The organism is Polaribacter cellanae (genome assembly GCF_017569185.1).
GTDB lineage: Bacteria > Bacteroidota > Bacteroidia > Flavobacteriales > Flavobacteriaceae > Polaribacter > Polaribacter cellanae.
In genome coordinates this window covers 2,791,883-2,805,807 of sequence record NZ_CP071869.1, presented here as the reverse complement: position 1 = coordinate 2,805,807, position 13,925 = coordinate 2,791,883, and the positions used below count along the sequence as shown (strand labels likewise).

The following is a 13,925-nucleotide window of genomic DNA, read 5'->3' as shown; positions in this document are numbered from 1 at the left end:
GTCTGAAAAAATATATTATTTAACTTTTCTTAAACTTCAGATTTTATCACTTTCATAGCTGTCATTGAAGCTCTTAATTTTGCGCCAACTTTTTCTACTGGGTGGTTTCTAATAATGCTATTAATTCGAATTAATTCTTGGTTATCAACCTCATTAGAATCTGAGAATTTCTTACCAATAATATTGGTATCGACTGTTTTCATAAAATCAGTTAATAAAGGCTTACAAGCGTGGTCGAATAAATAACAACCATATTCTGCTGTGTCAGAGATTACACGATTCATTTCTGCCAATTTCATTCTTGCAATGGTGTTTGCAATTAATGGCGTTTCGTGTAAAGATTCGTAGTATGCAGATGCATCTATAATTCCAGACTCTGTCATCGACTCGAAAGCCAATTCTACACCAGCTCTTACAAAAGCAACCAATAAAGTTCCATGGTCGAAATACTCTTGTTCCGAAATTTCTTGGTCTGTAATTTCTTGTTTTTCGAAAGCAGTTTCTCCTGTTGCAGCTCTCCATTTTAATAAATTAGCATCGTCATTTGCCCAATCTTCCATCATGGTTTTAGAGAAATGACCTGTCATAATATCGTCCATATGTTTTTGGAATAATGGACGCATTATGTCTTTTAATTCTTCAGAAATTCTAAACGCTTCTACTTTTGCAGGGTTAGACAATCTGTCCATCATATTTGTAATTCCTCCATGTTTTAAAGCTTCTGTTACAGTTTCCCAACCATATTGAATTAATTTTGCAGCATAACCTGGCTCAATTCCTTTTTCTACCATTTTATCGAAAGACAAAATAGCTCCAGTTTGTAACAAACCACATAAAATAGTTTGTTCTCCCATTAAATCGCTCTTTACTTCTGCCACAAAAGAAGAAGCTAAAACACCAGCTCTATGACCTCCTGTAGCTGCTGCATACGCTTTTGCTTGGTCCCAACCTTTGTTTTCTGGATCGTTTTCTGGATGCACAGCAATTAAAGTTGGCACACCAAAACCTCTTTTATATTCTTCACGAACTTCTGTTCCAGGACATTTTGGAGCCACCATAATTACGGTTAAATCCTTACGAATTTTCATTCCTTCCTCCACAATATTAAAACCATGAGAATAGGATAATGTTGCTCCTTTTTTCATTAAAGGCATTACAGTTTCTACCACGTTTGTGTGTTGTTTGTCTGGTGTTAAGTTGATTACTACATCTGCAGTTGGCAATAAATCTTCATAGCTACCAACTTTAAAGTTGTTTGAAGTTGCATTTTTAAATGAATCTCTTTTTTGGTCGATTGCTGCTTGTCTTAAAGCATAAGAAATATCTAAACCAGAATCTCTCATGTTTAATCCTTGGTTTAAACCTTGTGCTCCACAGCCCACAATAACAATTTTCTTCCCTTTTAATGCGTTTACTCCGTCTTCAAATTCGGAAGCGTCCATAAAACGACATTTTCCTAATTGTTCTAATTTTTCTCTTAATGTTAATGTGTTAAAATAATTTGACATTTTTTTTTGTTTTAATTTTTGATAAGCATAAAGAAATATCTTTACTCTTTAATCTATTTTTAGTTGTTGTATGTTTCTAATAATGTTGAAATTTTCATTTCGTCTTTAGAGACTGCTATTAATCCAGAACGTGTGTATTGCATAATTCCAAAAGGACTTAATTCGTTGTATAGTTCTATAATTTCTTCTTTTTTACCAGATTTCTCCAATACAAAAAACTCTTTATTAACAGTAACAATTCTGGCATTGCTTTCTTTAATGATATTCTGAATTTGACGTTCTTCAAATAGCAATTCAGATTTAATTTTAAATAATCCAGAAATTTGATAAATAATTTCATCTAAATCATGATAATAAGCTTTTATAACCTCTACTTGCTTTTCTATTTGACCAATAATTTTCTTTACATTTTCTTCGATCATATTTACAACAATCGTAAATTTAGCAACTCCATCTATTTCTGATGGGGAAATGTTTAAACTCTCTATGTTGATGTGTCTTCTTTGAAAAATTGCTGAAATTCTATTCAACAATCCAACATTATTTTCTGTATAAACAGATATGGTAAATAATTGTTTTTCTGTACTCATACTTTTAAGTTCAAGGTTTAAAGTTTAAAGTTTCAAAGTTGCTACTCTTCTCTTTAATCTTTGTTCTTTATTCTCTTTTCTTAATTCTCTTTTACTCCAATCTCACGTCAGAAACACTTGCTCCTGTAGGAATCATAGGAAAAACATTTCCTTCTTTTTCTACACAAACTTCTAAAAAATAGGCTTCTTTACTTTCCATCATTTCTTTAACAGCTTCTGCTAGGTCTTCTCGTTTCGTAACTTTTCTTGCTTTGATGTAATAACCTTCTGCAATGGCTACAAAATTAGGATTTATCATTTCTGTGGATGCATACCGTTTTTCAAAAAATAGTTGTTGCCATTGACGCACCATTCCTAAAAAGTCGTTATTTAAAACCACCACTTTTACAGCGGCTTTTTGCTGAAAAATAGTCCCCAATTCTTGAATAGTCATTTGGTAACCTCCATCACCAGAAATAGAAACTACTTCACGATTTGGAGCCGCCATTTTTGCGCCAATTGCTGCTGGCAAACCAAAGCCCATGGTTCCTAATCCACCAGAAGTAATGTTACTTTTAGTTTTGTTGAATTCTGCATATCTACAAGCAATCATTTGGTGTTGACCAACATCTGAAACAATTGCAGCATTTCCTTTACTTTGAATATTTATTTCTTTTAAAACCTCACCCATTGTTAACCCTTCTTTGGTTGGATGTAAGTCGTCTTTTATTACTTTTTCGTATTCAATAGCATATAAATCTTTAAATTCTTGATGCCATTCTGTATGAGAATTGCTATTTATTAAAGGTAAAATTGCTTCTAAAGTCGTTTTTGCATCACCTAAAACAGCCACATCTGCTTTTACGTTTTTGTTTACTTCTGCAGGATCAATTTCAAAGTGAATTATTTTTGCTTGGGTTGCATATTCGTCTAATTTTCCTGTAACTCTATCGTCAAAACGCATTCCGATTGCGATTAAAACATCACATTCGTTGGTTAATTTATTGGGTGCATAATTACCATGCATACCAACCATACCCACATTTAAAGGGTGTTTTGTAGGAATTGCAGAAGCTCCTAAAATTGTCCAAGCAGCAGGAATTCCTGCTTTTTCAATTACAGCTTTAAATGCTTCTTCTGCTTTCCCTAAAATAACTCCTTGTCCCCAAACAACTAATGGTTTCTTTGCTTCATTAATTAATTTAGCAGCAGTTTCTAAAGAACCTTTTACAGTTTTAGGAACCGGAACATAACTTCTTACTTTTTTGCACTTTTCATAGGAAAAATCGAACTTTTCTATTTGTGCATCTTTTGTAATATCAATTAAAACAGGCCCAGGTCTTCCACTTTTGGCAATGTAAAATGCTTTTGCAATCGCTTCAGGAATGTCTGCTGCTTTGGTTACTTGGCAATTCCATTTTGTTACTGGTGTAGAAATACCAACAATATCTGTTTCTTGAAAAGCGTCACTTCCTAACAAATGAGAAAAAACCTGCCCAGTAACACAAACCATTGGTGTAGAATCTATCTGTGCATCTGCAATTCCAGTGATTAAGTTTGTTGCTCCAGGGCCAGAAGTTGCCATTGCAACTCCTACTTCACCAGAAATTCTTGCATAACCTTGTGCAGCATGTGTAGCTCCTTGTTCATGACGTGTTAAAACGTGGTGAATTTTATCTTGGTATTTATACAATTCGTCATAAACTGGCATAATTGCGCCTCCAGGATAACCGTATAAAATCTTAACTCCTTCTTCTATAAGACATCTAACAATTGCCTCACTTCCAGAAATATATTCTGTAGTTTTAGTCACTTTTTCTATTTGCTTTATGGTTTGTGTTTCCATATGTTTTTATTTTTAGATGAAAGAAAAGAGATAAAAGAATAAAGACTTTCCAGTCTGTCTCTTTTTTCTTTACTCTTATTTCTATTTTCTTACTTTACAAATCTGTTACACATCCTTTTGATGCAGATGCTACTGATTTTGCATATTTATATAAAATTCCCTTTTTGTGTTTTAATGGTGGTGCAACCCATTTTGCTCTTCTCTCTGCTAATTCTTCATCAGAAATTAAAACATTAATTGAATTGTCTTCTGCACTAATTCTAATTTTATCGCCAGTTTCTACCAAACCTATTGCGCCTCCAGATTGTGCTTCTGGTGTAATATGACCCACCACAAAACCATGCGTTCCTCCAGAAAAACGACCATCTGTAATTAAGGCTACAGATTTCCCTAAACCTGCTCCCATAATTAAAGAAGTTGGTTTTAACATTTCTGGCATTCCTGGTCCTCCTTTTGGCCCAACATACCTTATAACGACCACATCTCCTTTTTCTACTTCTCCGTTCGAAATTCCTGTGTTTGCGGCTTGTTCTCCATCATAAACTACTGCTTTTCCTTCAAACAATAAACCTTCGTTTCCAGAAATTTTTGCGACTGCTCCTTCTGTTGCCAAATTCCCATAAATAATCTGAATATTTCCTGATGATTTTAATGCTTTGTCTTTTGGGTAAATTACATCTTGGTCTTCGAATTCCATTGCCTCTACATCTGCTAAATTCTCTGCTAACGTTTTTCCTGTAACTGTTAAACAATCGCCATGTAAATAGTTATTATCTAACAAATATTTCATAATTGCTGGGGTTCCTCCAACTCCATGAACATCTTCCATTAAATATTTTCCAGAAGGTTTTAAATCTGCAATTAATGGTGTTCTATCTGAAACTCTTTGAAAATCTTCTAATGTAAATTCGATATCTGCTGCGTGTGCAATCGCTAAAAAGTGTAAAACTGCATTTGTAGAGCCTCCTAAAGCATTTACAATCGCAATGGCATTTTCTAACGATTTTTTAGAAATGATATCTAATGGTTTTAAATCTAACTCTAATAAGTTTTTTATTGCCAAAGCTGTTCTTTCTGCTTCCGATAATTTATTCGGATTTTCTGCAGGGATAGACGAGTTGTAAGGCAATGCAAAACCCATACATTCAATCGCAGAAGCCATTGTGTTTGCAGTGTACATTCCTCCACAAGCACCAGCTCCTGGAATGGCTCTTTTGATAATTTCTCTATATTCTTCTTCCTCTATTTCTCCTGATACTTTTTGTCCTAAAGCTTCAAAAGCAGAAACGATATTTAATTTTTTCCCTTTGTAATTTCCTGATGCAATGGTTCCTCCATACATCATAATTGATGGACGATTTAAACGCAACATTGCAATGACAGCTCCTGGCATATTTTTATCGCAACCAACTACAGAAACCAACGCATCGTAACTTTGTGCATTCATAACTGTTTCTATAGAATCTGCAATAATATCTCTGGAAGCTAAGGAATAATTCATCCCAGAAGTTCCCATTGAAATTCCGTCCGAAACACCAATTGTATTAAACCCTAAACCAACCAAACCTGCAATTTTAGATTCCACTTTTACTTCTGCTGCCAAGTTGTTTAAGTGCATGTTACATGGGTTACCATCGTAACCTGTACTTGCAATACCAACTTGCGCTTTGCTCATATCTTCGTCACTCAAACCAACTGCATATAACATTGCTTGTGATGCTGGTTGAGATTCGTCTTGTGTTAATCTTTTGCTGTGTTTATTTAATTCCATTTATTGTTTTATTCAATTTGTTGACTAAATTACTGTGTTTTTGCATTTTTGTTGCATAATCTTCAGTAGAAATCTTTAAATTCAGGTATTTGAAAAAACACTTAACTTTTTGATTTAATGATATTTAACTACTTCTTATTATGATGTTCAAAACATTGAAATATTTCCATAAAAAAACCTTCCATTTTACAGGAAGGTTTGCTTTATAAAATATATAAATACTACTTCCTTATCATGTCGCAATAATTACGATGACAATAATAATAGAAATAATATTTAAAACTTGGTTTCTCATTTGAGCGACAAATATTGAAAATTATTTTTTAATTACACTAATAAATATCTACTTTTTTTATGTAAAGGGTTTAAACTTCCTATTTTATTTTTTAGAATTGCCACGAATTCACAAATTTTTTCTTTACGAATTTTGCAAAATATAACACGAAAATAAATTTATAAGTTTTTATTGAAACCCTTTATTTTAGCGGAATTTTAGCAAACATGTTTAGCTCAGATTGCAATGGCACCCTTTTTATGCTGAACTCGATTTAGTATTTGTTACAATAATAAAATTACTTCTTTAAAAAAGAGAGATGCTGAAATAAATTAAGCATAAAAAGATATAGCCTTTCGACTTCGCTCAAGATAAATTCCAAGCAGGAAATAGCTCCAAAAAAACATTAAAATATCTTTTTTAGATAATTGTACTTTGCCCTGCGTGAATATTCATAAAATTTAGGTTGCTATCTTCTTGATTTAAAATATAATCTGCAATAAAATCGCCCACTTTAGAAGTCGCTGCTGCATATTTATCTTTTCCTTTTATATCTTGGGTAGTTATGTTTAAATCTAACGATTTTTCTACAGCTCTCTTAATTGCATCTGCTTCTTCTTCTAAACCAAAATGTTCTAACATCATAGCTGCAGACAAAATAGATGCTAAAGGATTTGCAATATCTTTGCCCATTGCTTCTGGAAAAGTACCATGAACTGGTGCAAATAAAGCATTTTCTTCTCCTATTGAAGAAGATGCCAATAAACCAATTGAGCCAGAAATTACACTTGCTTCGTCGGAAATTATATCTCCTATAAAGTTTTCTGTAAGTATTACATCGAAATTTTTCGGGTTTAAAATCAACTTCATGGCTGCATTATCTGCATACATATGTTCTAACGTTACGTTTTTGTATTGTTTTGCGATTTCTGTAACCGTTTTTCTCCACAATTTGGAAGTTTCTAAAACATTCGATTTGTCTATTAAAGTTACTTTATTTCTTCTACTTTCTGATGCTTTAAAAGCTAAATGAGCAATTCTAGAAATTTCGTCAACCGAATAAGAACAAACATCATAGGCACTTTTACCATCTTTGCTTGTTTCCTTTTTTCCGAAGTAAACTCCAGCTGTTAGTTCTCTAAAAATAAGAATGTCTGTTCCTTTAATTATTTCTCTTTTTAGAGGAGCGTTTTTTATTAACTGATCGTAAGCTTTTACAGGGTTTATATTGCTAAAAAGATCTAGTTCTTTTCTTAATTGTAATAAGCCTTGTTCTGGTCTTATTTTTAATGATGGATCGTTGTCGTATTTTGGATCGCCAATTGCACCAAATAAAATAGCGTCTGCTTTTTTACAAGTTTCTATTGTTTCTTTAGGTAAAGGATTTCCTGTAGCATCTATTGCACAAGAGCCCATTTGAGCTTCTTTGTATAAAAAAATATGATCGTACACTTCTGCAACTGCATCTAATGCTTTTTTTGCTTGATTGGTTACTTCTGGCCCAATGCCATCTCCAGGAATTACAGCGATTGTATATTTCATTACTTCTAAGTTAGTTAAGTTGTTAAAATTTTTAACTTATTTTAATTGTTCGTTTGTTTCTTCTAAATTAAAATATTCTGGGTCGTAATTTTCTCCAATCCATTCTAACATTTCTTTTCTTTCTGGGTTATTTTTATCTTTTATAATTTCCATCATATTGTAAAATCTCCAAATACCACCACAGTCTTCAGGAGGACAATTATTTTTACCTTTAATACAAACAGGATATTCTATTTCTTTATCTTTTTTTAAGAATTTTTCTACAATAATTTCGTGTTTCCAAGAGTCTCCAAAATCGTATGTGTACGTAATTTTTTGTTTTATTTTTTTTAAAAAATCTCCTAAAATAAAAGTAGAACTTCTATGTTTTTTTTCCAAAAAAATCATCATCATCAAAACCATCTTCACCTATGATGGTATTTTTATCTTGAAATTCATATAAATGATAGTTCTCCCAACCCATAACATCTTGAATGATGTTATGAAGACCTTCAAACGTCATATCTTTTTCCACTAAAATACGTCTCCAAATTGGAGGTTTTGAATGTTTCAGAGTAATTTTTAACTGAACAATTTCTTCCTGTTCTTTTCTGTTAACAACCAACATAATTAAATTTATATTTTAACTTACATCAAATTTAACTTTTTTATTTTTCTAAAAAAGCATTTTTCATACAAAAAATTAAACTCTATAAATTCAAAAATTGTATTTCTTTTTTAAACTAAGCAATTGCTATTTTAGATACTTTGTTTACTTGTTTCATTATTTGATGAATGTCTTCATCTTTCACTTCTTTTTGCTGATCTGCAGTTTCTAAAAAAGAAGTATAAGCACTATCTAACTGAATTTTGGTTAATTCGTAACCAATTTTTTTCGCTCTGTATGCCAATGCTGCTCTACCACTTCTTGCGGTTAAAACTATGGCACTTTCTGTAACACCAACATCTTCAGGATCCATAATTTCGTAGGTTTCTCTGTTTTTTATCACTCCATCTTGATGAATTCCAGAACTATGCGCAAATGCATTTGCACCCACAATTGCTTTGTTTGGTTGCACAGGCATTCCCATACTTTCGCGAACCATAATAGAAGTATCGTACAATAATTTTGTATTGATAGAAGTTTCTAAATTTAAATATGGATGTTGTTTTAACACCATAACCACTTCTTCTAAAGCGGTATTTCCCGCTCTTTCTCCAATTCCATTAATAGTACATTCTATTTGACGCGCTCCATTAATTACACCAGAAATTGAGTTTGCAGTTGCCATTCCTAAATCGTTATGACAGTGACAAGAAAGAATTATATTCTCAATTCCTTTTACGTTTTCACGCAAATATTTCATTTTTGCACCATATTCTTCTGGCAAGCAATACCCTGTTGTATCTGGAATATTTAAAACGGTGGCTCCTGCTTTAATAACTTCTTCGCAAACTTTTGCCAAAAACGCATTATCGGTTCTACCTGCGTCTTCTGCATAAAATTCGATATCTTCTACAAAAGATTTCGCGTAAGAAACCGCTTTTACGGCTCTTTCTATCACTTTTTCTCTTGTAGAATTAAATTTAAATTTTATATGAGAATCGCTCGTTCCAATTCCTGTATGGATTCTTGGATGTTTTGCAAATTTTAATGCTTCTGCAGCAACTTTAATATCGTTTTCTACAGCTCTAGTTAACCCACAAACGGTTGCATTTTTTACAATTTTAGCAATTTCAGATACAGATGCAAAATCTCCTGGACTAGACACTGGAAAACCGGCTTCTATTACATTTACACCCAACAAATCTAATCGCTCTGCAATCACTAATTTCTGTTTTGTATCTAATTTACAACCAGGAACTTGTTCCCCATCTCTAAGTGTTGTGTCGAATATTTGTACTTGATTGTCTTGCATAATTTCTAAAAAGATTATCTCTATTATAAATCAAATATATATCTTGCATTTTCAAATAAATTATAAATTTATTGATTAGTACGATTTCTAAGAGATTTTAACTATATGTAATTATTTGATTTTAATATACTTATGAGTAAAAGCACTACATTAGCCAATCAACAAAATGATGCACTTTTTGTGTTGATTAAGTCTTTAACTAAATCTGAAAAAAGACAATTTAACCTTTATGTAGGTAGATTAGATGGAAATGTAGATGCGAAGTTTTTTTCTCTTTTTAAATTTTTAGAAAAACTAAAAGTTTACGACGAAAAAGTAATTATTGGAAGTGGTATTGTTTCTAAACAACAATTATCGAACCTAAAAGCACATTTATACAAACAGATTTTAATTAGTCTGCGACTGAATCCTGCCCATAAAAATATTCGAATTCAAATTCGTGAACAACTAGATTTTGCAACAGTTTTGTATCAAAAAGGATTGTACAAACAAAGTTTAAAACTGCTTGATAAAGCAAAAAATTTAGCGATTGAATACGAAGAAAAAAACATTGCTTACGAAATTGTAGAACTCGAAAAAGTAATTGAAACACAATACATTACTAGAAGTTTAAGCAACAGAGCAGACCAACTTTCTGTACAAGCGAAAGAACTGAGCCAGCAAAACGTAATTGCCAGTAAATTGTCTAATTTATCGCTTCAATTATATAGCCATTTATTACAAAACGGATATGTAAAAAACGAAGAAGAATTGCAATTTGTAAATACGTATTTTGAAGATCGTTTGCCAAAATACAAATATGAAAAATTAGGTTTTAGAGAGCGTTTATGGCTATACAAAGCACATTTATGGCATAGTTTTTTGGTGCAAGATTTTTTACAGAGTTACAAATACGCTAATAAATGGGTAGATTTATTTAAGGAAAATCGCAAGCTTATTATCTTGCACCCTGTTTTTTATTTAAAAGGAATAAATTATTTATTAGAGGCTTCATTTTTTGTGAAAAAAGGATCAACATTTAAAAAACAATTAGCCATTTTTGAAGAAGAAATTAAGGCTAAAAAAATTCCTTTAAACACAAATACAGAACTTTTAATTTTTCAATATTTGTATGCCAACAAACTGCATTTACATTTTTTCGAAGGTACTTTTGAGCAAGGTGAATATTTGGTGGCAATTATCAACAAAAAAATAGAAAATTACAACCACAGGTTAGATAACCATTATGTGGTAATGTTCTATTACAAAATTGCTTGTTTGTATTTTGGAATGGGTAAAAACGAACTTTGTATTGCTTATTTGCAGAAAATTATTCGTAATAAAATTGGTTCTGCAGAAGATTTACAATGTTTTGCACGTGTTTTAAATTTAATTGCTCATTACGAATGTGGCTTGGATTACGACCTAGAAAAACAATTTATAGATACGTATAAGTTCTTACTAAAAATGGAGAATTTACAAGAAGTACAAAAGGTTTTCTTAACCTCTATTAAAGATTTAAGTGATGTTTTTCCACATGAAATTAAAAATGAGTTTAAGAAAATTCACGCGAAACTAAAGAAATTCGAAAATCATCCTTACGAAAAAAGAGCCTTTTTATATTTAGACATTTTATCTTGGTTAGAAAGCAAAATAGAAAATAAACCAATTGCACAAGTAATTAAAGAAAAAGCACATCAACTCTATAAATAATATCAAATTTTAAATTTGCACTACTTCTTTTTATCAATATCATATAAATTCAACAAAAACACAAAATAAACACAAGTTTGTGTCTGCTAATTAAATATTTCTAATATTTTTGCCTTGTGAATAACCCGATAATACATACAAATCTAACCAATGCTATTTCTTTAGCAGGTATTATTATTGGCACAACTACAACAATTACCCTTTAGGGGTTTATTATATTTCATATCAACTTAGGTCATTTATATTGTTTCGAATAATTTTGAAGCAACTCTCAATAAAAAATTAATTTCACAGAATATTTATTCTTAAAAAAAGATGAAAGTATTAAAATTTGGCGGTTCGTCTGTCGCAAATTCAGAAAACATAAAAAAGGTTTTATCAATTGTTGAAAAAGCTTCAAAATCTACAAAAATAGCAGTTGTAGTTTCTGCTTTTGGTAAAACAACAAACAAATTGTTAGCAGGTGCTACTGAAGCCCTTGAAGATATTACAACAGCTAAAGAAACTTTAGAAACCATTAAAGAGTTACATTACAGAGTTGTGGACGATTTAATTTTAAAAAATAAAAAAGAAGTTTCTAAAGAAGTTACCTGCTTGTTTGATAGGTTATTATCTATTTACGAAGGTATTTTCTTATTACAAGAATTATCTAACAAAACTCTTGCAAAAGTTTCTAGTTTTGGTGAGCGATTATCTTCTTATATTATTGCATATAGTGCTATAGAAAAGTTAGATGCAACTCACCAAGAAAGCAGAGACTTAATTTTTACTAATAATATTTTTTTAAATGCTCAAATAAATTTCGAGAAAACGAATAAAAATATAACAGATTTTTTTACAAAAAATTCTCATCAAATAACTATTTTAGGAGGATTTATTTCTTCGAATGCTAATGGAGAAACCACCACTTTAGGTAGAGGTGGTTCAGATTTTTCTGCAGCTATTTATGCTGCATCTTTAGATGCTGATGAATTACAAATCTGGACAGATGTTAGTGGAATGTACACAGCAAACCCAAGAGTTGTAAAACAAGCATTTCCTATTCCAGAAATTTCTTACGAAGAAGCCATGGAATTATCTCATTTTGGTGCAAAAGTATTGTATCCACCAACAATTCAGCCCTCATTAAGAAAGGAAATTCCAATCAGAATAAAAAACACATTCGACCCTGAGAATAATGGAACTTTAATTTCTAAAAATCCTAAAAATGGAAATGAAGTTAAAGGAATTTCTCATTTCGAAGATATTAGTCTTATTACTCTAGAAGGTGGAGGAATGATAGGTATTCCTGGATTCTCAAAACGCTTGTTCGAAACACTTTCTCAAGCTAAAATTAATGTAGTTTTTATTACACAGGCATCATCAGAACACTCTATTTGTGTTGGTGTTTATGATTCTGATGCCAATAAAGCTAAAGAACTTCTAAACGAAACTTTTAGTATAGAAATTGATAGAAAAAAAATAAAACCAGTTATCGTAGAAAATGATTTGGCAATTATAGCTGTTGTTGGCGAAAGCATGAAAAATCACCAAGGTTTAAGTGGACAAATGTTTAGTTCTTTGGGGAAAAACAACGTGAATATTAGAGCCATTGCACAAGGTTCTACAGAGAAAAACATTTCCGCAGTTATTAATAAAAGTGATGCAAAAAAAGCTTTAAATACATTGCATGAACAATTTTTTGAAGAAAAAATTAAACAAATAAATCTTTTTGTAACGGGTGTTGGTAATGTTGGTGAACGCTTTTTAGCGCAATTAGAACAGCAGAAAAAACATTTAAAGAAAAATTTAAAACTTAATGTTCGTGTAATTGGTTTATCGAATTCCAGAAAAATGGTTTTTAATGAAAAAGGAATCGATTTAAAAAACTGGAAAGAACTTTTAGAAAATGGAGAGCAAACAAGTTTAGAGAAGTTCTTTAACAAGACAAAGGAATGTAATTTAAGAAATAGCGTTTTTGTAGACAATACTGCAAACCAAGCAGTTTCCGAAGTTTACGAAAACTATTTAAGACAAAGCATTGGTGTGGTTACATGTAATAAAATTGCCTGTGCTTCTTTGTTAGATAATTACAAAACATTAAAAGCAATTTCAAGAAGATACAATGCGCCGTTTTTATTTGAAACGAATGTGGGTGCAGGTTTACCAATTATAGATACGTTAAAAAACCTGATTAATTCTGGTGATAGCGTTCATAAAATTCAGGCTGTTTTATCTGGAAGTTTAAACTTTGTGTTTAATAATTTTAATGAAAATACAACATTTCATGATATTGTTGCCCAAGCACAAAAAGAAGGCTACACAGAGCCAGATCCAAAAATTGATTTGAGTGGTGTAGATGTTGCCAGAAAAATTTTAATTCTTGCCAGAGAAAGTGGTTACGATTTAGAATTAAGTGACATTTCTAAAAATGCTTTTCTACCAGAAGAAAGTTTAAAAACAACAAATAACAAAGATTTTTACGCTTCTTTAGCAAAGAATGAAGCACATTTTCAACAAATATTTAAGGAAGCAAATGACAAGAATTGTCGCTTAAAATATGTTGCAGAATTTGTAGACGGAAAAGCAAATGTTGGTTTGCAACACATTCCTGCAGATCATCCTTTTTATAATTTAGAAGGAAGTGATAATATTGTGTTATTTTTTACAGATAGATATCCAGAAAATCCCTTAATTATAAAAGGCGCTGGAGCTGGTGCAGATGTAACTGCTTCTGGTATTTTTGCGGATATTATTAGAACTACTAAATAGTTATTGGTTTTTAGTTGTTAGTTTATGGTTCTCTTCTGAACTAAAAACCATCAACCAAAAACTACAAACCAAAA

At 31.4% G+C, this 13,925-nt stretch carries 10 protein-coding genes; 2 read left to right on the top strand and 8 right to left on the bottom strand.

Annotated elements, in window-relative coordinates; translation table 11 throughout:
• Nucleotides 1–29: 29 nt before the first annotated feature.
• The 8 genes from ilvC to J3359_RS12580 all read right to left on the bottom strand — a co-directional run bounded on the left by ilvC (nt 30) and on the right by J3359_RS12580 (nt 9,408).
• Nucleotides 30–1,508: a ketol-acid reductoisomerase gene (gene ilvC, locus J3359_RS12615; RefSeq protein ID WP_208077212.1), complete on the bottom strand. Its 1,479-nt coding sequence runs from the start codon at nt 1,506–1,508 to the stop codon at nt 30–32.
• A gap of 59 nt (nt 1,509–1,567) precedes the next feature.
• Nucleotides 1,568–2,098, bottom strand: a complete 531-nt coding sequence (ilvN, locus tag J3359_RS12610; protein ID WP_208077211.1) for an acetolactate synthase small subunit — start codon at nt 2,096–2,098, stop codon at nt 1,568–1,570.
• 91 nt (nt 2,099–2,189) lie between these two features.
• Nucleotides 2,190–3,923, bottom strand: a complete 1,734-nt coding sequence (ilvB, locus tag J3359_RS12605; protein WP_208077210.1) for a biosynthetic-type acetolactate synthase large subunit — start codon at nt 3,921–3,923, stop codon at nt 2,190–2,192.
• Between the two features lie 94 nt (nt 3,924–4,017).
• Nucleotides 4,018–5,694: a dihydroxy-acid dehydratase gene (ilvD, locus tag J3359_RS12600; protein ID WP_208077209.1), complete on the bottom strand. Its 1,677-nt coding sequence runs from the start codon at nt 5,692–5,694 to the stop codon at nt 4,018–4,020.
• Between the two features lie 694 nt (nt 5,695–6,388).
• Nucleotides 6,389–7,510 carry a 3-isopropylmalate dehydrogenase gene (gene leuB, locus J3359_RS12595; RefSeq protein WP_208077208.1) on the bottom strand — a complete coding sequence of 374 codons (1,122 nt, stop codon included), beginning with the start codon at nt 7,508–7,510 and terminating at the stop codon, nt 6,389–6,391.
• 36 nt (nt 7,511–7,546) lie between these two features.
• Nucleotides 7,547–7,888 (bottom strand): plasmid pRiA4b ORF-3 family protein, encoded by a 342-nt coding sequence (locus J3359_RS18380; RefSeq protein ID WP_208077207.1) that lies wholly within the window; start codon nt 7,886–7,888, stop codon nt 7,547–7,549.
• Nucleotides 7,872–8,117 carry a plasmid pRiA4b ORF-3 family protein gene (locus J3359_RS18375; RefSeq protein ID WP_208077206.1) on the bottom strand — a complete coding sequence of 82 codons (246 nt, stop codon included), beginning with the start codon at nt 8,115–8,117 and terminating at the stop codon, nt 7,872–7,874. The genes J3359_RS18380 and J3359_RS18375 overlap by 17 nt, the downstream gene beginning before the upstream one ends.
• 115 nt (nt 8,118–8,232) lie before the next feature.
• Entirely contained in the window at nt 8,233–9,408 is a 1,176-nt protein-coding gene (locus J3359_RS12580; protein WP_208077205.1) for a 2-isopropylmalate synthase, read from the bottom strand.
• A gap of 132 nt (nt 9,409–9,540) precedes the next feature.
• Between J3359_RS12580 and J3359_RS12575 the strand changes: the two genes are divergently transcribed.
• Both J3359_RS12575 and thrA read left to right on the top strand, forming a co-directional pair.
• Nucleotides 9,541–11,100, top strand: a complete 1,560-nt coding sequence (locus tag J3359_RS12575) for a hypothetical protein (protein ID WP_208077204.1) — start codon at nt 9,541–9,543, stop codon at nt 11,098–11,100.
• Nucleotides 11,101–11,415: 315 nt separating this feature from the next.
• A complete protein-coding gene (gene thrA / locus J3359_RS12570; protein ID WP_208077203.1) occupies nt 11,416–13,851 on the top strand; it encodes a bifunctional aspartate kinase/homoserine dehydrogenase I in 2,436 nt (811 codons plus the stop codon).
• The last annotated feature ends 74 nt before the right edge of the window (nt 13,852–13,925 follow it).